The organism is Micromonospora sp. PLK6-60, assembly GCF_019890675.1.
In the GTDB taxonomy this organism is placed as follows: domain Bacteria; phylum Actinomycetota; class Actinomycetes; order Mycobacteriales; family Micromonosporaceae; genus Micromonospora.
Genome location: NZ_JAIOAA010000001.1, coordinates 265,151 through 286,249, shown reverse-complemented (window position 1 = coordinate 286,249; position 21,099 = coordinate 265,151). Strand labels below are relative to the sequence as shown.

Genomic DNA, 21,099 nt, shown 5'->3' with positions numbered 1-21,099 from the left:
GTGCCGGTGCAGGTGCGCATCCCCGTGCGGGTACGCCTCGACCCGCGGTCGCTGGCGCACCGCCCCGACCAGGTCGCCGAGGCGCTGGCCCTGGCGCTGGCCCGCGCCCTGGACCGGTCCCGCCGGGAGGCGATCGAGCCGCGCGGCGGCTACCTCGGCGTGCGTACCCTCGACCCGGTCTTCACCTGGACGGGCGACGCCGCGGCCGGGGTGCCCGGGCCGGCCCGGCGCGACCTCGAGGCCCGGCTGCGCGCGGTGGTCGCCGACGCGGTCGACGCGGCCCGGCTCGATCCCGGCCTGCCCGAGGGCGTGGTGCTCCCGCTGAGCGAGCCCGCCGCCGAGGTGGCCGACCCGGCCCGGGAGAGCGCCCTGCTGCGCACCTACGAGATCCCGTCCTACCAGGGCGGCGGCGCGCCCGAGGTGATCGACTTCAGCGACGAGCCGGCAGTGGTCGTCCCGGTGGTGCACGACTGGGTGCTCCGCCCGGCCGGCTACCTGCGGGATCACCTGATGGACGTGATCCGCGAGGCGGTCCGGCAGTTCGGCCCGCTGCCCGCCGACGCGCCGCGCGGCATCATCGTCAAGACCACCGACCGGTCCGGTCACCCCGCCTGGGCGGTGGTCATCTTCACCACCCCGTGGACGACCTTCTCCTTCCCCGGCTTTGGGGAGCTGGTCCTGGTCCCCGGCCGGGTCCCGCCCTTCGAGGAACGGCCGTCCGACCCGCCCGCGGTGCCCGGCACCGCCACCCGCCAACCCATCACCGACCGGGCCGCCCTGGTCGCCGCCACCGCCGACCTGATGGGCCCCGACATCCGGGCCCGGGTCATGCGGGCCCAGCCGCAGGGCGAGACCACCAGCAACGACGAGTACCAGCGGCGGGTCGACGCCGCGGTGGACGCCGAGGTGGTCCGGCGGGTCGACGGGGTGCTGGCCGGCACCGGCGGCACCGCGCCCACCTCGCTGGTCGTGGTCCGCCTCGGCGGGTCGTTCATGATGCTGGTCAGCACCGAGAGCACCGACGCCGGCCTGCACTGGACCGGTACCGCGAACCTGCTGCCGGTCACCGTGGAAGGCCCGCGCCGGCGAGCCGGCGGGGACGCCGCCAGCAGCGGTGGGGGCGGCACCGGCGGGACCGGCGGCACCGGCGGCACGGGCGGGACCGGCGGCACGGGCGGCACGGGCGGGACCGGCGGTGCGACCGGCGCGGGCGGCAGCGGCGCGGGTGGCGGCGACGGCGACTCCGGCGGCGCGGGCGGCCCCAGCGTCGGCATCGGCAGCGGCTCCGGTGGTGGGTCCTTCGTCTACGACCCGACCGCGCCCCCCGCGCCGCCGGCCCCGCCGGAGCAGGAGGCCAGCCGGTTCCCGGTGGTCCGCCGCCCCGGCCTGCCCCGCGGCGAGCCGCGCGGCTGCGCCGCGTTCAACGGCGAACCGTCCCTGACCGACCTGGGCCCGGCCGGCGACGGGCTGCGCCGGGTCATGGAGGACATCGCGTTCCGGCTCCAGATGGGCAAGATCTGCCAGTACCCGGCGAACTTCTGTCTCCAGGCCGCCGAGGCGCTGTTCGACCGGGCCGCCTCGATCAGCGCGTACATCAGCGTGACCGAGCGCGACGGGTTCACCCAGCCGACCCCCGAGGGCAACGGCGCGCTGGGATCGCTGAACTTCCGCCCGGTCGCCTCGCCCGCCGTGCAGTTCCTCCGGCACCTGGCCGGAGTGGTGCCGAAGCTGCACCAGCTCGCCCTGGCCGTGATGCGCACCTACGAGCAGCCGGAGCACTGGGCCAAGGTGCGCGGCGGCTGGATCGACTCCCCGGCCTCCTGGGACCTGCACTTCCTGCACGAGTTCACCCCGGCCACCGAGTCGGCCGTCGGGCAGATCCTGGTCACCGGCAGCCAGGCGATGCTGCTGCAACTGCTGCTCAGCTCCCGCACCGGGATCAACGCCCGGATCACCAACTTCGACCGGTACGCGCCGATCTTCGAACGGCTGCTGGTCTCCCAACTCTCCGGCTACGTCGAACTCCAGCGGCTGCGGGACCTGCTGCGCCGGCACGGCACCGCCACCTGGATCCAGGACCACACCGGGTACGCCGGCGGCGCCGTCGCCGCCGCCTCCGCGGCCAACCCGGCCACCGCCTGGTTCGGCGCCGCCCGGGCGCTGTCCGGGGCGTTCCTCGCGGCCGAGTCGGCGTTCACCACCCCCGGCGCCGCCGACGAGATCGTCACCACCGGCGGGGTCACCCGGATCCGCGACTCGCACGGGGTGATGTGGACCGAGTCCGAGCTCGAACAGGCGATGGTGATGCAGCGCGGCCAGGCGGAGGGGATCGATCCGCTGGTCAAGCAGGTCACCAACCTGCCCGACGTGATCTGGCGGTTCCGCACCGACCCGACCGCGATCCGCCGCGAGCTGCGCCGGCTGCTCAGGGAGATGAGCGACAACAACACCGAGATGATCGGCAAGGCCCGCGCCGACGCCATGTTCGCCTTCCGGGCCAGCCGGATCCGGGACAACATCCCCTCCGCCACCGTCCCCGGCAGCCGCTACGCCCTGCAGGGCGTCCACCTGGTGGTGCACCAGGAACTGGGCGAGTTCTTCGCCGGCGACTCGTTCTACGCCCTCGGCATCGACGCGCTGTTCAGCGCGGAACTCGGCCGAGAGGAGCTGATCGGTTTCGGGCTCAACGTGGGCATCGTGCTGCTGTCGGTGCTCTGCCCGCCACTCGGCTTCCTGGCCGGCGTGGCGGTGGCCGCCAACGAGGTGCGGCACGCCAGGGAACGGGAACGCCTCTACGGCTCGATGCTCGACCCGGAGCTGGTGCTGACCCGCGCCGAGGTGGAGGCGGAGCTGTTCGCCGCGTACCTCGGGCTGGCGCTGTCCCTGGTGCCCGAGGCCGGCACCATCGGCGGCGCGGTCGCGCGCGGCGGCCGGGTCGCCCTGCGCGCCGGGCTCCGCTCCGGCCTGCGCGCCGCCCGCGGGTACGTGGCCCGGCGGATCAGCCGGCAGATCATCGAGGCCGCCTCCCGCGACCTGCTCCAGGCGTTCATCACCGAGATCCTGATGACCGAGGTGCTGGGCCGGATCATCCAGAAGGCCCTCGAACCGGTGCTCGCCCACATCGAGCGGGAGGCCATGCTTACCCAGTCCGTCGGCGGGCCGGAGGGCGCCCGGTTCATCCTGATGGTGCTCGACCAGGAGCGGGCCGCCAGCGGCCCGGCCGGGGCGGTCCGCGCCCCGGTGGTGCGACCGTGACCCCGCCGCGCCGGTACCGGGTGGGCCGGATGCTGGACGCGTCGGCGGTGCGCGCCGCGGCCGACGCCCACCCCCGGCTGCGCGGGTTCATGCGCACCCTGGCCGAGCACAGCGAGCGCGGCGAGCCCCGCTCCCGCGCCCTGCTGGAGTTCATGATCCGGCGGGTCGTCGACGACGTGGGCGACCTACACATCGGCAACGCCACCGCCCGGCTGGAACGCATCCAGGTGCTGCGGGACAACATCGCCGCCATCCTCGACCACGTGCTCGACGGCGGCGACCTGCCCGAGGGCGTCCGGATGGAGACCCTGGGGGAGTACTTCGAGCAGCTCAACACCGAGATGCGGGAGCTGTCCGGCCCTCGGGAGGCGATCGTCGGGGACGGCCCGCTGCCGCTGTACGACGACGCCGCGTCCTACGCCCGGTCGCTGCTGCGCGAGTTCGAGGGCATGCCGGACGGCGGCGCCGGCGGCCGGCACGTCGAACCCGCGGCGGAACTGGCCGCGGCGTTCCGCCGGCTGCCCCCGGAGCAGGCGGCGGCGCTGCGCCGCGCGTCCGAACTCGACCCCCGGCGGGTGTGGCAGCGGGTGTCCGCCGAGTCCGAGGCCACCGCCCGGCAGGCCACCGCGCAACTGGAGACCGCCCTCGCCGGCCGGATGACCGCCGAGGAACTGGCCCGGCTGCGCGGGGCGCTCGACGAGCTGGGGCGGGCCCGCAACACCGCGGCGCAGATGAACGCGACCCGGCTCGCCGAGGCGCTGGCCCGCATCGACGACGCCGACCTGCGGGCGGTGGTGGCCAACGGCGACGTCTGGCTCATCCAGCAGGTCGCCGCGCACAACCCGGCGGCGCTGACCGAGCTGTGGCGCAACTTCCGGCGCGGCGGCGGCGCCGCCGACGACGCGGGCGCCTTCCGGGCGTACGTGCGGCACGAGATGACCCACTACGGGCGGGCCGCGGTCGGCGAGTACACCGCCGCCTTCTCGCTGAGCAGCGTCGAGGCTTTCCTGCGCGGCCCCGACGCCCAGGTCCGGGAGCGCGGCATCGACCTGATCGGTATCGGTCACGACGGCTGGCTGTGGCTCATCGACGACAAGTCGCACCGGGCCAGCGGGGTCTCCTCGGTCACCTCGCTCACCGACAACCTGGCCACCAACCTGCGCACCGACGCGGCCACCTTCCGCGGTGTCCTGGACGACCTGCGCGCCCGCGACCCGGCGTTCGTCCCCGACCCGCGGGTGCTCGACGCCATCCAACGGATGGCCGACGCCGCCGCGGAGATCGACCGGATCAACCGCACCGGCCCGGCGGCGGGCCGACCGGCCCGGATCGCCCAGGCGTTGGAGGACCGGCGGCTGCGGCTGCGGGTGACAAGCGCCGCCGGCCAGGTCACCGAACTCACCAAGGCACTGCGCGACCTGGGCATGGCCGTCGAACCGACCGGCACCGCCGTGCCATGGCCCAACCCCGGAGGGCGCTGACGATGGGCTTCACCAGCAGCTTCATGAAGTACGGCACGGTGCCGTCGGCGGTGATCAGCGACGGTGTGCTACCCGTCCCGCTCTGGGCGGTCACCGCGATATCGCTGTCCCAGACCTACCACCTGCCGCCGATCGGCTCGACCGCGCACAAGGCGATCGTGGCCACCCACGACGACACCGTCACCCTCACCGGCGTCTTCGTCGGCGGCGAGCGGTACGCCTGGAAGCTCGCCCTGGAGACGATGGCCGAGGCGAGCAAGCGGGGCACCGCGCTGGCCGCGTACTCGGGCGGCCGGTTCGGCGGGCTGATCCTGGTCACCTCGATGACCATCCGCACCGACATGCAGGTGCAGTCGCTGACCGTCTCCGCCTCGGCCGCCCGCCGCGACGTGCTCGACGTCAGCCTCACCATGGCCCACGTGCCGCGACCCAGCCTGCTCGGCAAGCTGCTCGACGTGGCCAGCATCGGGGTCGGCGCCCTCGCCGACGGACTGGGGTCGTGATGAGCTTCCCGATCGAGCGCTACCTGCTGCCGGAGGCGCCGGCCGGGCTGCCCGCCGGCTTCACCGAGGTCCGCCGGCCGCTCACCGCCGGCCTGCCGCAGCGGATCGACCTGGGCGTCGGCGCGCACGCCGTGCTGATCCTGCCCACCGGACTGGCCCGGCAGTGGCTGGCCGCCGACCCGCTCGCCGTGGTCACCACCTCCGCCGACGAGTCGGCCCCCCGACCGGTCCCGACCCCCCGGCCGCTGCCGGCGCTCGGGGCCCGGGTGCCGCTGCGGCTGGTCGTCCGCCAGGGCACCCGCATCCTCGGGTCGGTGCCGCTCGCGGCCGGCCTGCGCCGCCGCTGCGGCCCGCTGGAGGTGGTGGTGCTGGGCTGGCACCTCACCGCCGGGACGGTACGCGGCTCCGGTGACTACGGCTCCTGGCTGGCGATCGGCTGGCGGGCGGCCGACGTCGCGGTCGACCAGTTCGGCCCTTCGCCGATAAACGTGTTCGTCTGGCGCCGGCGGCCACCGGCCCAGCGCATCGAGTCCGAGCAGGGCGCCGCCCGGCTTCGGTACCACCACCTGTTGCTGGACAAGAAGCTGCGGAGGGTCGTGCGATGACACTCACCCCGTTCCAGTCGAGCCAGGTCAAGCAGGGCGCGGTCGGCAACGACGCGGGCTGGACCCTGGAGTTCCACCGGCAGACGCCGGCCGGCCTGGCGCCGCTGCCGCTGACCCTCTCCAGCAGCAGCTACTACGCCGCCATCGACGCCACCCTGGAGGAGGGGCTCCGGCCCGGCGCCTACAAGATCACCATCGAGGGGCTGACCGACGAGCACTTCGCCCTGCTGCGCGCCGGCGACGCCCCGCTGGTCGCCAAGCTGCACCTGTACTGGCGGGACGCCAACACCAGCGTCGGCGCGTTCTTCACCAACCTGGTCGGCCTCAACGCCGGACCGTCCGCCGAGGAACTCCACGAGTCGCTCGTCGCCGTGCTGCGGGTCAAGAAGATCCGCCGGATCTCCGGCGACAAGACGTACGACACCGAGCTGACCCTCGTCGAGCAGGCGTACGCCCGGCTCGGGCAGCGGGTCGCCACCCGCTTCGAGGCGGAGAACTTCACCGCGGCGGTCACCGCCATCGGCCAGCGGACCCGGGTGTCGCTCACCACCTGGGAGGCCAACCCGGACGGCACCATGACCCGCCCGACCGGCGAGGCGACCGGCGCGGAACGGGTCGTCCTCGGCCAGGGCCTGCTCTACACCGCCGCGCTGGAGCGCATCGGCGAGGCGCTCGCCCACGCCCGCAACCGGTTCGGCCGGTCCATGCTGCTCATCCGGGACGGCACCGTGCACGTCGGCGCGCGGCCCATCCCGTACCCGGAGGGCGAACCGAAGCCACTCACCCTCGCCACCGGCCTGCTGGAGTGCACCGAGGACGAGCCGCGCGGCGCCGACCCGTACGCCGCCACCGAGACCGCCGGCGGCGCCGCCCCGGCCAAGCCGGCGTGGACGCTCACCTGCAAGGGCCGCCCCGACCTGAAGCCCGGCGACGTGGTCCGCTTCGACCCGCCGCCCGGCAACGAGGCCACCACGCTGGGCACCGTCGGCGCCGCGCTGCTCGGCTCGTTCGCCGCCCCGTTCGCCCCGTCCACCGGCGAGCTGGGGCCCGGCGCCAAGCTGCTCTACGTCAGCTCGGTGCGCCACCAACTGTCCAAGACCGCCGGCTTCGCCACCGAGGTGCACGGCGTCCAGATCCCGGCGACCGGCGCGGGCGCCTGGGACACCTGGTCCGACGCCACCCCGGCGGCCGGCGCGGAACCGGCCGCCGGCGCCGGGTCACCCGGCACCGCCGCCGCCGAGGCGGTCCGCCGGGCCGCCCGCGCCGCCACCGGCGAGGCCCGCGGCCTGGAGGTCGGCGAGGTACGGGCGGTGGCCACCAACGCCTCCGGCGCGGTCGAGCCGCCCGCCCAGACCGAGACCGTGTGGGAGGGGCTGGTCCGCCCCGACGGCCGGCCCAACGGCGCCCGCCGGTTGCCGCCCCGCCGGGAACAACCCACCCCACTGCCCGGCGTCAGCTACCTCACCCCGTTCGCCTGGGGCGGCTGCGGCCTGGTCCTGCCCCGCTACCCGGGCACCCGGGTGGCGCTGGCCTACCGCAACGGACGGCCCGACGACCCGGTCGACGTGGGCGCGCTCTGGCCCTCCGGCCACGCGCCGGTCTCCGAACCGGGGGACTGGTGGCTCTCGCTGCCCGTCGGGGTGGCCACCGGCGACCGGTCGTCGGTGGCCGACGGCGCGGTCCCCGCCGACCACGCCGGCAAGGTGGCCCACGACCTCACCGACGGCGACGGCAACCGGGTGATCGAGCTCGGCGAGCTGACCGTCCGGGTGGGCCGGGCCAAACTCCAGGGCCGCGGCCACCGGCCGGCCCGGGCCGGCGACGCGGACAGCATCACCATCGAGCACGCCGGCGGCGGCTCGAAGATCGTCCTCAAGCAGGACGGGTCGATCACCATCACCGGCAAACAGATCGACCTGGACGCCGGCAGCGGAAACATCAACCTCACCGCCGCGAACGTGGACGTCCACGTCAGCGGATCAATGAACGTCCACTGAGGAGCAGCCGTGGCAAAGGTCCTCATCACCTCGAGCGGCATCACCTGCCCGGGGCAGGGCAAGGTCAGCCCCGCCGGCCGGCCCCGGCTCACCGTCGACGGGGTCCCGGTGGTCCGGCTCGACGGCATCAGCGGCAAGTCGGTCTCCGCCTGCACCACCCCGGACGACCCGAACACCTCCAGCGTGAAGTGCCTCGCGGTCGCCTCCGTCGGCGGCCCCGCCGGCAAACTGAAGGTCGACGGCGTCGGGGTCGCGCTGGACACCAGCACCGGCAGCACCGCCGGCAGCCAACCCAAGCTGTCCTTCAGCGCCGGGCAGAGCAAGCTGACGGCGGTCTGAGATGGACCGCACCGAACGCGAACGGGAGACCGCCCGCAACCGCTACCTCGGCTGGGGACTCGCCTTCACCGAGACCCTGCCCGGCATCGACATCGCCCGCGACATCTCCTTCACCACCGGACCCGACGGGCGCACCCTGGACCTGGTCCGCGGCCCGGACAACGTCAGCCAGGCCCTCGCGGTCGCGCTCACCACCCTGCGCGGCGCCAACGTCTTCGACGCCGAGTACGGCTTCGACGGCCTCAACGCCCTCGCCGAGAACCTCGAACCGGTGCTGATCCGCGAGCAGGTCCGGGTCGCCGTCATCACCCTGCTGCACCGCGACCCCCGGATCCGCCGCATCGTCGACGTGAACCTCGACGACGGCCGGCTCGGCGCCACCGCCGACCCGGCGCTGCGCGCCTCCCGGACCCTGCGGGTGGAGGTCCAGTTCGAAACCATCACCGACGACCGGCTCGCGGTGCGACTCGGGGAGCTGCCCAGTGTCTGAGCCCATCCTGCCCACCGAACCGGCCGACGTGCTCGCCGTCGACGCCGAGGCGCTGCGCACCACCGGCTCCGCCGGCTTCGGCATCGTCGACACCGGCTTCGTACCCAAGTCCTTCGCCCGGCTGCTCGCCGAGAAGCTGGCCACCGCCCGGCTGCTCTTCGGCGACGACGTCGACCTCACCACCGGCTCGGTGCTGCGCAAGGTCTTCGAACTCACCGCCCTGGAGGACGCCCGGCTCTGGGCCACCTGCGGCGCCGTCTACGACAACACCTACGCGGTGTCCGCCGTCGGCGACGGGCTGACCCGGCTCGGCGAGGACCTCGGCATCCCCCGGCCCCACCTGCAGGCCCGCGGCACCGTCACGCTGAAGCTGGCCGGGGCGCTGCCGACCGGCCGGACCGGGATCACCCTGCCCCGCGGCGCCCGGCTGTCCACCCCCGGCGGGCACCACGTGGCGCTGGACGAGACGGTGGTGCTCACCGCCGCCGCCCCGCAGCGCAGCCCCGCCGTCGCCGCCTTCCACCCCGGCCCCTCGCACAACCTCGACCCGGCCCGCCCCGAGCAGCGCATCGACCGGTGGAACCGGGCCGACACCCTGCTGACCGACCTCGACGACGCCGAGCAGGCCGCCGGCGCCGAACTCGTCCAGATCACCCACACCACCCCGCTCACCGGCGGCGAACTCCAGGTCAGCGACGCCCGCTACCGGCAGCTGCTGCTGGCCGCGCCCCGCTCGGTGTGGACCTCCGAGGCGATCGGCCTGGCCGTGACCACCGTGCCCGGCGTACGGCAGGTGCAGGTCTTCGACGGCCGCGGCGGGCTGGACCTCAACCAGTCCATCTTCGGCAACTTCAACTTCATCGAACGGGTCTTCAGCACCGAACGTGACCTGGGCAATCCGTACTACTTCTCGGTGCTGGTCGCGCCCACCGCCGCGGCGATCTGGGAAGGCCCGGACGGGTTGCAGGCCGCCGTCGAGTCGGTCATCGAGGACCTGCGCCCGGTCGGCGTCTTCGCCGCCGTGGAACGCGCCGACGAGGTGGACATCGGGGTCGAGGCGGACCTGGTGATCCGGGGTCTGCCGCTGCCCACCGGCTCGAAGGAGGCGGTGAACGCCTCCACCGCCGCCGCCGAGCTGCGGGCCCGGCTGCACGCCCGGCTGCGCCGCTACGTCGACGAGCTGCCGTTCGGCGAACCGGTCCGGGTGGCCGAGGTGATCTGGACGCTGATGAACGAGCCCGGCGTCGCCGACGTACGGGACCTGCGGCTGGTCCGGTTCCCCGCCGACTCGGCCAGCGTGGTCACCGCCACCGCGCCCGCCGGCGACGGCGTGCAGCGGCTGGCCGTCGGGGCCAACGCCGTGCTCGCCGCCAACCAGGTGCCCGTCTACGTCGACCGGGACGCCCCCCGGCCGTTCCGGATCGTGTGAGGTGAGCATGACGGACCTGCGGGTACCGGTCGACGGGGCGGACCCGTCCGTCGACCGCAACCTCGTCGACCAGCTGGAGGGCCCCTGGGCGGGCACCGTGCGGCGGGTGGTGGTGCCGTTGGGCGCCGACGGCACCGCCGACGTCGACTGGACCAGCCGGCACCCGCTGCTGACCGCCGTGCTGCGCCGCGACCTCGGCGAGGAGACCGTCCGGGTCCGGGTCACCCCCGACGGCGGCGGCGAACTGCCCGCCGGGGTGTTCGCCCCCTGGTCGGCGGCCGGCGCGTCGGTGCCCGTGCTCGCCCCGGACACCGCCGCCGAACCGCTGGTGCCCGCCTTCCGGGTGACCGTGCGGGTGGAGCGGGCCGCCGAGAACGGCGCCTTCACCGCGGTCACCGGCACCGCCGCCCGCGACCTGGTGGAGCTGGCCGTCGTCGAGGGCAACCTGGGCCGGCTGCTGTACGCGGCCACGTACGAGAAGAACCGGCTGCGCCGCGCGCTGCGCGAGGTGCACGCCTACCGGACGCTCGGGCACGCCCGGCGCGACGCGCTGGACCGCATCGGCGCCGACGTCGGGGTGCCCCGGTTCATCGACGAGCTGGTGCACGACGTCGCCACCGGCGAGGTCTACGCCCGCCGGCTGCCCGACCCGGGCCGGGAACCCGACGCCGCGTACGCCGCCCGGCTCGGCCTGTACCGCCGGTTCCTGCTGCCCACCCCCGGCGCCGTACGCCGGCTGCTGAACGGCCCCGGCGCGCCGACCGACCCGAACACCGGGCTCTTCGCCGACCTGCCCGGCGGCGCCCGGTTCACCCTGCGCGAGGAGGACGACCAGTTCGCCGTGGCGGTGGCCCTGGTCGCCGTCGGCGGCGCCCAGCACCGCACCAACTTCCTCGCCCAGCTGCGCCGGGACCGGCTGATCCTGCCGGCCAACACCCCGCCCAACAACACCACCCACGCCGCCCGGGCGCTGCCCGCCCGGCGGCTGGCCGAGATCACCGCGCTGCGGGCCAGCCTGCGCCAGTCGTACGCCTTCGACAGCGCGCACGGCGTCGCGCCGCCGCTGGCGGTCGCGCTGGACCGGGCCGGCCGGGTCTGCCGGGCGCTCGGCGCGAGCGTGACCTGGCAGGTCAAGCGGGCCCAGGACGACGCCGGCGGCAGCCGCTACGAGCTCGGCCTCGGGGTGAACGTCACCCCACCCACCGCCGCCCAACTGGCCGACCTGCGCGGCCGGATCCTGAACACCGGCCGGGCGGTGACGACCGACGCCACCGCCGAGGCGCTGATCGTCGCCGCCCGGGCGGCCGGGGTGCCCACCGCCGCGGCCGACCCCGAGGCGGCCTGGCTGTGGCGCGCCTGCGGGCTGCCCACCGCGCACCGGGTCGACAGCGCCACCCTCTACCTGTCCCACCTGCCCACCCGGGGGCTGGCCGTCACCGCCCCGACCACCGCCGCCGTGCAGGCCGCCACGCCGGTGCAGGCCCGGTTCCACGCCCCCGGCGACCCGGGCGGCAACGCGCTGCTGCTCGGCGGGCTGGCCGACGCGGCAGCGGCCTGGACCGGGGCCGGCGAGACCGCCTGGGCCGGGCTGACCGACGCGCAGGCCCGGACCCGCTGGGCCACCGTGCCCACCCGACCGGCGGGCCAGCCGGTGCTGCTGGCCCTCGCCGCCGCCGGGCTGCCCGCCGTCGGCGACCCCGGGCCGGTGGTGGCCGCGCTGAACCAACTGCCGGACGAACTGGTGGAGACCGTCGAGCTGCCCGCCGCCCTCGCCGCCGGCCTGGTCGCCAACCAGCCGGCCGCGGTGGACCGGCTGGCCCGGCTGGTCGGGGTGCTGCGGGACAACCGGCTCGCCGCCGTGCTGCCGCTTGTCGACAGCGGCAACCGGGTGCTGCTGGTGGTGAGCGTGATCGGTCTGCCGGAGGCCGGGATCAACCTGTCCGAGCGGCGGGCCACCGGCTTCCGCTGGTACACCGTCGGGCTGGGCGGGGGAGCGGGCGAGATCAAGGCGGTGGGCAGCCGCACCGTGCTCCGGCCGACCGCGCCCGGCCTGGTCGCCGTGGTGGCGCTCTCCTACGTGCGTACCGGCCTGACCGACCCGTACGAGTTCCGGGTGGAACTGCCCGACGGGGTGGCGCTCACCCTGGCCCAGTACGAGCGGCTGATGAACGTCCTCACCCGGGTCTGCCCGCTCGGGGTGGAGGTCAACACGTACGCCCTGCGCCGCGACCACGTCGACCTCGACGGCGACGGGGCGGCCGAGCCGCTGCGCCCGGCCGTGGCCCGCACCTTCCGCCAGTACCGGCAGCGCCGACAGCGCGGCGTGTACGACCAGCTCTGAGAGGACCACCATGGCCATCGAGATCAACTACGACGGGCTGACCGTCGGCCAGCTCTACGAGACCTTCACCAAGGCCGGGATCGACAAGTCCGAGGCCAGCGTCCTGGTCTCCTCCTGGATCTTCGAGAACGTCGGCAGCGCCAAGCGGGTCTTCAACTACGCCGAGTCGTTCCCGGCCGTCGAGCCGTCCTGCGCGCCGCCGCCGTTCGTCCGGACGTTCACCCACACCGACTGGGTGGACGGCGAGGACGTGGTGCAGGCCGGGCAGACCACCGGGGAGCTGGGCTTCAACGAGCGCTTCCACCGCATCGAACACGACCTGGACCACCTCGGCACCGACGTGGCCAAGGCGTTCTCCTGCCTGGCCGCCATGCGGGTCAGCCTGCGCAAGCTGCTCGACGAGATCCGCGCCGAACTGAACCGGCTCAACGCCGCCACGCACGACTCCGGCCCCATCACCGGCGGGCCGCTGGTCGTCGACAGGTACCCGAACTACCCCCTCGCGGCGCTGGACTTCGGCCGCTACATGGGCACCACCATGTTCCTCGACAAGAAGGTGAGCGTCTGGCAGACCAAACAGGGCACCGTCGTGCTGCCGGCGGTGGAGACCGTCGGGGTCGACGCGGTCGCCGGCACCAAGCTCAAGGGCGCCGCCCAACTCAACCGCTACCTGTTCGAGCGCGACGACCCGCGGCGGCGTTTTCCCCAGCAGGTGCGGGTCGACGAGTTCGTCCGGGTCTTCGGCGACGAGATCCTCACCGACGGGCGGACCGTGCGCGACGTGCTGCGGACGCTGCCCGCCGACGGGGTCTACGACAACCTCGACCGGATGGTCCTGGAGCTGGGCGAGCGGGAGGCGGCGATGGTGCGCACCACCACCGGCGCACCGGCCGCGGTGGCCGCCGCGCTCGGCGTCGACACCACGCTGCAGAGCGTCGCCGACGGCGACGTCGCCACCCTCACCGCGGTACCCACCCGGGCCCGGCAGGCGCTGGTCAAGGCCGGGATCAACACCATCGGGGCGCTGGCCAAGACATCCTCGGAGAAGCTGGTCTCCATCATGAAGGAGAACCAGGTCGGCGCCACCATGGGCGACGCGGCGGAGTGGACGGCGTACGCGCAGACCCTCACCCGGCTGCGCTGAACGGGTGAGCCGGCGCACCTGTTCGGGTGCAGCCCGGGTCATGGTCGCGACACAGCGTTGACCGGCGGTCGGCGCTCGGCGGAACGTGGGAGGCCCGAGGCGGGATCACCGAAGGGCTCCCCATGGTTGCGACGCAACGTGTCCCGTACCACCTGCGGCTGCTGGGCGGCTTCGCGCTCGACCGTGACGGCCGGTCGCTGCCCACCCCGCACAGCGTGCGCCGACTGCTCGCCCTGCTGGCCGTGCACCCGCAACGTGCCCGGGCCGAGGCGGCGGGCCTGCTCTGGCCGGACTCCGGCGAGGAACGGGCCCGCGCCAACCTGCGTACCGCGCTGTGGCGGCTGCACCGGCTGACCCCGGTGCCGCTGGTCACCGGCGAGGAACGGCTGGCGCTCTCCGACACGGTGGAGACCGACGTCGCGGTGCTCGCCGCCACCGCCGGCCGGCTGGTCGACGGTACGGCCGTCGACCTGCGCGCCGGCCATGTCCTCGGCGGCGAACTGCTGCCCGGCTGGTACGACGACTGGGTCCTCGCCGAGCGGGAACGGCTGCGACACCTGCGGCTGTCCGCGCTGGAGGCGCTCGCCACCCGGCTCACCGCCGAACGTCGCTTCGGCGAGGCGATTCAGGTGGCGCTGACCGCCGTGCACCTGGAGCCGCTGCGGGAGAGCGCCACCCGGGCGCTGATCACCGCGCACCTCGGCGAACACAACTACGCCGAGGCGGTGCGCCGGCTGGAGGTGTTCCGGGCGACCCTGGACCGCGAGCTGGGGGTGCGCCCCACGCCGGACCTGGAGCGCCTGGTCCGCGCCGACGCCCTGCTCGCCGGCTGACCCGCCGGTGAGACCTGGCCGTGCCGCGGGCGTGGGGCCTGCTCCGGTGGGTGCCGGCAAGCACATCGCTGGCCGCTGTGCGCCCGAGCGCTGCCGGTGCCTCCCCGGCCCTGACGACAATGATCGCGCCAAGCTCAACGATTGCGGTCGATGTCACTCCGGGGGGCCGGTGCCTCGCGCGCCCTACCAACTTGCTGTCGTAAACGAATCACGATGGTTGTCGATGGCATCGGGCGGTGCTCGGGCCTGCCTCGTGACCTGCGCATACGTGCTGACGCGAAGGGTCATTGCCCGTCTCGACGCGTTCGAGCGTGGCCGCCTGATTCGTTTACGACATCAAGTTGGCAGGGCACGCGAGGGGGTACCGGCAGCCGGCCAGTCTGGGGCACCGTCGGGCCCGGGGCGGTCGAGGCCGCGCGGGCTGCCGGCGCCGATCGGCTCCGACGACCGTTGCTCAGCGGGCGAACGCGGTGAGGAAGCGGTCCCGGAAGGTGTCCATCGGCCAGACCGGCGCGTCCGGCCCGGGCCGCAGGCCGTCCTGCCAACCCCAACCGGCGATCCGGTCCAGCACCGCCGGATCGCGGGCGACCACGGTGATCGGCACGTCGTGGCCGGCGTCCGGGCCGGTGACGATCGGCGCCGGCTGGTGGTCGCCGAGGAAGACCAGCACCAGGTCGTCGTCGCCGTACCGCTGCATCCAGGAGATCAGCACGCCCACCGAGTACTCGATCGACCGGCCGTACGCCGACCGGACCCGCGCCGGGTCCTGCCACACCGCCTCCGGCGACTCGCCGTGCGCCGGCATGCCCACGTACGCCGCGCCGTCACCGGCCTGCGCCCAGTCCAGCGGGCGGGGCAGCGGCGCCCACGGGGTGTGGCTGGACACCAGCGGGATCTCCGCCATCAGCGGAGCGTGTCCCGGCCGGCCCCGTTCCAGCCGCTGGAAGGTTGCCAGCGTGTACTGGTCGGGCATCGGCGCGTAGCTGAACTTGGGCCCCTGGTAGCCGAGGCGCTCCGCGTCGTAGTAACGGTCGTAGGTGTAGAACCGCTTCTGCGGCCAGGGCTGGGTGGCGGCCGGCAACACCCCGACGGTCTGCCAGCCGGCCCGCTGGAACGCCCCGTTGAGGGTGAGTCGGTCGGTGGCGAGCAGATCGGTGTGCCGCTGCTCGTTGTCGACCCACAACCCGGACAGCAGGGTGGCGTGCGCCAGCCAACTACCACCGCCGGCCGTCGGCGAGGTCAGCCACCCGCTGCGCGCGGCGAAGCCGGCGGCGCGTAGCCGCGCGGTGCCGTCGTCGAGCACCCGGTTCACGCCCGGGCCGATCCGCGGGTCCTCCACCGCCACCCGCCCGTAGCTCTCCACGAACGAGACGACCACGTCCTTGCCGCGCAGCCCGGCCAGCAGCCGGTCGTCCGGGACGTCCCGGAAGGCGTCCACCCCGATCCGGGCGGCGAAATCCGCCCGGTCGTGCAGGCCCGCCCACACACCGGTGACGCGATCCTGGACGAGGGCGGCGGCGCTGGCGTCGGCCACCGCGACCCCGGGCGCGGTCCGCACACCGAACAGGGCGCAGACCGTCCACACGACGGTCAGCGTCGCCACCACCCGGGTGGCGGCGGCGCGATGCCGGCGGGCCAATCGGGTCAGCCGCAGCACCGAACGGGCGCTGGCCAGCAGCAGCCCGGCGGCGAGCAGCACCGCCGCCACGGCGGCGGCGATCGCGCCGGGCCGGCCGACGGAGTCGCCCAGGAAGCTCAGCGCGTCGTCCAGCATCGCCCAGTCCAGCACCGGATCGAACGGCCGGGCCCGGGCCGCGAAGAACCCCATGTCGAGCAGCTTGAGCACGGCCAGCAGGCCGAGCGCCGCGCCGACCAGCGCGGCCACCACCCGGCCGGCCCGGCGGGGCAGGGCGAGCAGCAGCGCGGCGGCGAGCAGCGCCTCGAGCGGGATACGGACGAACGCGGCGGGACGCAGCGCGTCGATCCGGTTCGGCGCGGTGAGCGCGGCCAGCACGAGCAGCGCGGCCAGCACCGTGGTCACCACCGCCACGACGCGCCGACCACGGCCGGCCCGCTGCGAGTCGCCGCTTCGCCCGGCGTGCTCCGTCCCGCCGCTCGGGCTGACCTCTCCCGTGTCCCGGTGCGGGTCGGCCGGTTCCGCGTCGTGGTGCGGGTCGGCCGGTTCCGCGTCGTGGTGCGGGTCGGCCTGCTCCGCGTCGCCGTCCGGGCCGTCGGCGTCCACGTCGGCCGGACGGCGTGCTGCGGGCGCCGGGGCAGTGTCCCGGTCGGTCGGTCCCGGAACCTCGGGGGTGTCGGATGTCGCGTCGGGGCGCACGGCCTTCTTCCTGGTCGCAGGGGTGTGCTTGGTCAGGCGGCCTGCCGCGCGGGGTGCCGCGCCGGAGTGCCGGGCGCGGCCGGCGCCACCGCCCCGGGCCGGCCAGCTGGCGCACTGGGCCGGGGCGCCGACGGTACCGGCCGGTCAGCGGACGTCGCCGGTCGGCCGGTGGCCGTCGCCGAGTGGGGGAGCGGCCGTGCGGGGTGACCGGGGCGGGGGAGCGAACCGGCGCCCGCGCGGTGCCGCCACAGCCACCACACGTCGCGGGTGAACGACTCGACGAGCAGCGCCAGCGCCGCCGCCACCAGCACCGTGTCCAGCGGGCCGGGCAGCACGCCGGCGGCGGCCCCGACCAGGGCGACACCCTGCACGGCGGCCACCACCTTGCGCCACTGCCGCGCCGGCAGCGAACCGCGCAGCCAGGGCAGCGGCCAGCTCGCCGCGACGAAGGCGTACCGCATGGCGCCGATCGCCAGGGCCCAGCCGCCGACGGCCGGTGCCACGTACGCGCTGAGCACCAGGATCAGGAAGGCGTCGACCTCCATGTCGAAGCGGGCGCCGAACGCGCTGGCGGTGCCGGTGCGCCGGGCCACCTGGCCGTCCACCCAGTCCAGCGCGAGCGCCACCCCGGCCAGCGACACCGGCACGGCGGCCGGCACCTGACCGCCGGCGAGGACGTCCGCGGCCAGCGCCGTCACCCCGCCGACCAGGACGGCCCGGGCGAGGGTCACCCGGTCGGCCGGTCGCAGCCCCGGGGCGCCGTCGAGGCGCAGGCCGCGGCGCAGCAGCCCGTACTGCGCCAGGCCGTGCGCGAGCCCGACCAGCCAGCCCACCACGCCGAGCCCCACCGTCGCGGCGAGCACCGCCAGCAGGACGAACTGGCCGGCCAGGCCGGTGACCGGGCTGTTTCGAACCGTGCGCACACTTCCTCCGTGACTATGATCGACAAACCCTGACCATCAACACGGGAAACGTGACCGAACGGTTCGGTCTGAAACCCGAAGGCCCGGACGGGATGCCGACGAGGGAGGAACGCGCGGTGACGCGACAGGCCGAGGCCTTCTGGCTCCGCTCGCCCGGAGCGGGCGAGATCCGGCCGGTGCGGCTGCCCGAGCCCGGCCCGGACGAGGTGCTGGTCCGGGCCCGCTACTCGGGGGTGAGCCGGGGCACCGAGACCCTGGTCTTCGCCGGCGCGGTCCCGCCGAGCCAGTACGCGGCCATGCGCGCCCCGTTCCAGGACGGCGACTTCCCGGCCCCGGTCAAGTACGGCTACCTGAGCGTGGGCGAGGTCGAGGCGGGCCCGGCCGAACTGCGCGGCCGGACGGTCTTCTGCCTGCACCCGCACCAGAGCGCGTACGTGGTGCCGGCCGACGCCGTGACCCCCGTACCCGAATCGGTGCCGGCGGCGCGGGCGGTGCTGGCCGGCACGGTGGAGACCGCGGTGAACGCGCTGTGGGACGCGCCACCCCTGGTCGGTGACCGGGTCACCGTCATCGGCGCCGGCATGGTGGGCTGCTCGGTGGCCGCCCTGCTGGCCCGCTTCCCCGGCGTCCGGGTGCAGCTGGTGGACACCGACCCGGAGCGGGCGACGGTCGCCGCCGCGCTCGGCGTGGACTTCGCCGCCCCGGCCGACGCCGCCGGCGGGCGGGACCTGGTGGTGCACGCCAGCGCCAGCTCCGCCGGTCTGCAGCAGGCCCTGGACCTGCTCGCGCCGGAGGGCACCGTGCTGGAACTGAGCTGGTACGGCGACCGCCCGGTGCAGGTGTCGCTGGGCGGCGCCTTCCACTCGGGACGGCTGACCGTACGCAGCAGCCAGGTCGGCATGGTCGCGCCGGCCCGCCGCTCCTCCCGCACGTACGGCGACCGGCTGGCGTTGGCCCTGGAGCTGCTCGCCGACCCGGTGTTCGACGCGCTCATCACCGGCCGGTCCGCGTTCCGCGAGCTGCCCGACGTGCTTCCCCGGCTCACCGCGGGCAGCCTGCCCGCGCTCTGCCACCTCATCACCTACGACGGAGAGTGATCCTTGTTCAGCGTGACGGTGCGTGACCACATCATGATCGCCCACAGTTTCCAAGGCGAGGTGTTCGGCCCGGCCCAGCGACTGCACGGGGCGACCTTCGTCGTCGACGCCACGTTCCGCCGGCCGGACCTCGACGAGAACGGCATCGTGGTCGACATCGGCCTGGCCACCGACCAGCTCAAGGCGGTGCTGGGCGAGCTCACCTACCGCAACCTCGACGAGGAACCGGCGTTCGCCGGGGTGAACACCACCACCGAGGTGCTGTCCCGGGTCATCGCCGACCGGCTCGCCGACCGGATCGACGCGGGTGACCTGGGCCCGGGGGCGCAGGGGCTGACCGGCATCACCGTCACCCTGCACGAGTCGCACGTCGCCTGGGCCAGCTACGACCGGACCCTATGACGCGGGGGGTACACGTCGTGCTGCCGGCCGGGGTGGACGATCCGGCCATGCCCAGCGGCGGCAACACGTACGACCGGCGGGTCTGCGCGGGGCTGGCGGCGGCTGGCTGGTCGGTGCGGGAGCACCCGGTGCCCGGCGACTGGCCCCGGCCCTCGCCCGCCGACCGGGCGGCGCTGGCCGGGGTGCTGGCCGCGCTGCCCGACGGGGCGACCGTGCTGCTCGACGGCCTGCTCGCCTCGGTGTCGCCGGCGCAGCTCACCCCGCACGCCGGCCGGCTGCGGCTGGTGGTGCTGGTGCACCTGCCGCGCGACGACGAGGCCGAGGCCCGGGTCCTGGCGGCGGCCACCGTGGTGGTCGCCACCAGCGAGTGGACCCGGCGCCGGCTCGTCGAGGCGTACGGGCTGGGCGGTGACCGGGTGCGGGTGGCCCGCCCGGGGGTCGACCCGGCGGCGGTGGCGCCCGGCTCGCCGGCCGGGACGGAACTGCTCTGCGTCGCCGCGGTCACCCCGCACAAGGGGCACGACGTGCTGGTCGAGGCGCTGGCCGAGCTGGCCGGGCTGGACTGGCGGTGCACCTGGGTGGGGGCGCTGACCCGGGCGCCGGAGTTCGTCGACCGGCTGCGCGTGCGCCTGGCCGGGGCGGGACTGGCCGACCGGGTGCGGCTGGCCGGCCCGCTGGTCGGCGAGCGGCTCGCCGCCGCGTACGCCGCCGCCGACCTGCTGGTGCTGCCGTCGCACGCCGAGACGTACGGGATGGTCCTCACCGAGGCCCTGGCCCGCGGCGTGCCGGTGCTGACCAGCGCGGTCGGCGGTGTGCCGGAGGCGGTGGGCCACGCCCCGGACGGGCGGCGACCGGGCCTGCTGGTGCCTCCGGCGGACCCGGCGGCGCTGGCCGGGGCGCTGCGCGACTGGCTGGGCGACGCCGCACTGCGCCGCTCGCTGCGGGCCGCCGCGCGCGGCCGGCGCGGCACCCTGACCGACTGGACGGTCACCACGGCGTCCCTGGCGGACGCCCTGACGGAGGTGGCACCGGCATGACCGACGACGATCCCGCCGAGTTCGCGGCGTGGCTGCGGTTGCGGGAGGCCGCCGATGCGGCCGCCCGGGCACCGGAGTTCGTGGCGCTGCTGCGGGACCGGCCCGCCGCCGGCCCGCTGGCGGTGCACGACCTGGGCTGCGGCGTCGGGTCGGTGGTGCGCTGGCTGGCTCCACAGCTGCCCGGGGCGCAACGGTGGACCCTGTACGACCGGGACGCCGCCCTGCTGGCCCGGGCCGCCGGCACCGGTGAGCTGCGCGCGGACGACGGCGCGCCGGTCCAGGTGCGCACCCGACGCGCCGACCTGACCCGGCTCACCGCCGCCGACCTGGCCGGCGCCGGCCTGATCACCGCCTCCGCGCTGCTGGACATGCTCACCGCCGAGGAGCTGGACCGGATGGTCGACGCGTGCGTCGGCGCCGGCTGCCCCACGCTGCTGATGGTCTCGGTGACCGGCCGGGTGGCGTTCACCCCGGCGGAACCGCTGGACGCCGAGCTCGCCGCCGCGTTCAACGACCACCAGCGGCGCACCGTCGACGGGCGCCGGCTGCTCGGCCCGGACGCGGTGGACGCCGCCGTGGCGGCCTTCGACCGGCGGGGCGTCGACGTGCGCCGCCGACCCAGCCCGTGGCGGCTGGGCCCGGACGACGGCGAACTGATCACCGCCTGGCTCACCGGCTGGCTGGCCGCCGCCGGCGAGCAGCGGCCCGAGCTGGCCGGGCCCGCGCGGGCGTACGCCCGGCGGCGGCTGGACCAAATCGCGGCCGGCCGGCTGCGGGTGGAGCTGGGCCACGACGATCTTCTTGTCGGCCTGGGCTGAACCGGGCGGCGTCCCGGCCCGTACCGGTAGGTGAGACGGTACGGCTGGGGGAGGACCTGTTGGAAGCGAC

General features: G+C 75.3%; 17 protein-coding genes. 15 read left to right on the top strand and 2 right to left on the bottom strand.

Going from position 1 to position 21,099, the window contains the following annotated elements; translation table 11 throughout:
• From K7640_RS01105 to K7640_RS01055, 11 genes are all read left to right on the top strand, one after another.
• Window positions 1-3,255 carry a hypothetical protein gene (locus tag K7640_RS01105; RefSeq protein WP_222952744.1) on the top strand — a complete coding sequence of 1,085 codons (3,255 nt, stop codon included), beginning with the start codon at window positions 1-3 and terminating at the stop codon, window positions 3,253-3,255.
• Window positions 3,252-4,736, top strand: a complete 1,485-nt coding sequence (locus tag K7640_RS01100) for a hypothetical protein (RefSeq protein WP_222952743.1) — start codon at window positions 3,252-3,254, stop codon at window positions 4,734-4,736. Before K7640_RS01105 ends, K7640_RS01100 begins: the two co-directional genes overlap by 4 nt.
• Window positions 4,712-5,239, top strand: a complete 528-nt coding sequence (locus K7640_RS01095; RefSeq protein ID WP_255607725.1) for a hypothetical protein — start codon at window positions 4,712-4,714, stop codon at window positions 5,237-5,239. Before K7640_RS01100 ends, K7640_RS01095 begins: the two co-directional genes overlap by 25 nt.
• Window positions 5,239-5,844, top strand: a complete 606-nt coding sequence (locus tag K7640_RS01090) for a hypothetical protein (protein WP_222952742.1) — start codon at window positions 5,239-5,241, stop codon at window positions 5,842-5,844. Before K7640_RS01095 ends, K7640_RS01090 begins: the two co-directional genes overlap by 1 nt.
• Window positions 5,841-7,841 (top strand): hypothetical protein, encoded by a 2,001-nt coding sequence (locus K7640_RS01085; RefSeq protein ID WP_222952741.1) that lies wholly within the window; start codon window positions 5,841-5,843, stop codon window positions 7,839-7,841. The genes K7640_RS01090 and K7640_RS01085 overlap by 4 nt, the downstream gene beginning before the upstream one ends.
• A gap of 9 nt (window positions 7,842-7,850) precedes the next feature.
• Window positions 7,851-8,180 (top strand): hypothetical protein, encoded by a 330-nt coding sequence (locus K7640_RS01080; RefSeq protein WP_222952740.1) that lies wholly within the window; start codon window positions 7,851-7,853, stop codon window positions 8,178-8,180.
• Window position 8,181: 1 nt separating this feature from the next.
• Window positions 8,182-8,670: a hypothetical protein gene (locus tag K7640_RS01075; protein ID WP_222952739.1), complete on the top strand. Its 489-nt coding sequence runs from the start codon at window positions 8,182-8,184 to the stop codon at window positions 8,668-8,670.
• A complete protein-coding gene (locus K7640_RS01070) occupies window positions 8,663-10,099 on the top strand; it encodes a baseplate J/gp47 family protein (RefSeq protein ID WP_222952738.1) in 1,437 nt (478 codons plus the stop codon). Before K7640_RS01075 ends, K7640_RS01070 begins: the two co-directional genes overlap by 8 nt.
• A 7-nt stretch (window positions 10,100-10,106) precedes the next feature.
• Entirely contained in the window at window positions 10,107-12,440 is a 2,334-nt protein-coding gene (locus K7640_RS01065; protein WP_222952737.1) for a hypothetical protein, read from the top strand.
• A gap of 10 nt (window positions 12,441-12,450) precedes the next feature.
• Window positions 12,451-13,584, top strand: coding sequence for a hypothetical protein (locus K7640_RS01060; protein ID WP_222952736.1), 1,134 nt, complete (start codon window positions 12,451-12,453; stop codon window positions 13,582-13,584).
• Between the two features lie 122 nt (window positions 13,585-13,706).
• The gene (locus K7640_RS01055; RefSeq protein ID WP_222952735.1) at window positions 13,707-14,417 is read left to right on the top strand and encodes a BTAD domain-containing putative transcriptional regulator; all 711 of its coding nucleotides are present in this window, start codon (window positions 13,707-13,709) and stop codon (window positions 14,415-14,417) included.
• 454 nt (window positions 14,418-14,871) lie between these two features.
• Here K7640_RS01055 and K7640_RS01050 read toward each other — a convergent pair whose 3' ends face one another.
• Both K7640_RS01050 and K7640_RS01045 read right to left on the bottom strand, forming a co-directional pair.
• On the bottom strand, window positions 14,872-16,752 hold the full coding sequence (locus K7640_RS01050) for a sulfatase-like hydrolase/transferase (RefSeq protein WP_308042390.1): 1,881 nt from the start codon (window positions 16,750-16,752) through the stop codon (window positions 14,872-14,874).
• 32 nt (window positions 16,753-16,784) lie between these two features.
• A complete protein-coding gene (locus tag K7640_RS01045; protein WP_222952734.1) occupies window positions 16,785-17,675 on the bottom strand; it encodes a CDP-alcohol phosphatidyltransferase family protein in 891 nt (296 codons plus the stop codon).
• A 116-nt stretch (window positions 17,676-17,791) separates the two neighbouring features.
• Between K7640_RS01045 and K7640_RS01040 the strand changes: the two genes are divergently transcribed.
• The 4 genes from K7640_RS01040 to K7640_RS01025 are packed head-to-tail and all read left to right on the top strand — an operon-like array spanning window position 17,792 to window position 21,029.
• Window positions 17,792-18,772, top strand: coding sequence for a zinc-binding alcohol dehydrogenase (locus K7640_RS01040; protein ID WP_222952733.1), 981 nt, complete (start codon window positions 17,792-17,794; stop codon window positions 18,770-18,772).
• A 3-nt stretch (window positions 18,773-18,775) separates the two neighbouring features.
• The gene (locus K7640_RS01035; protein WP_222952732.1) at window positions 18,776-19,174 is read left to right on the top strand and encodes a 6-carboxytetrahydropterin synthase; all 399 of its coding nucleotides are present in this window, start codon (window positions 18,776-18,778) and stop codon (window positions 19,172-19,174) included.
• A complete protein-coding gene (locus K7640_RS01030) occupies window positions 19,171-20,211 on the top strand; it encodes a glycosyltransferase family 4 protein (RefSeq protein WP_222952731.1) in 1,041 nt (346 codons plus the stop codon). The genes K7640_RS01035 and K7640_RS01030 overlap by 4 nt, the downstream gene beginning before the upstream one ends.
• Window positions 20,208-21,029: a methyltransferase domain-containing protein gene (locus tag K7640_RS01025; RefSeq protein ID WP_222952730.1), complete on the top strand. Its 822-nt coding sequence runs from the start codon at window positions 20,208-20,210 to the stop codon at window positions 21,027-21,029. The genes K7640_RS01030 and K7640_RS01025 overlap by 4 nt, the downstream gene beginning before the upstream one ends.
• Window positions 21,030-21,099 lie beyond the last annotated feature (70 nt).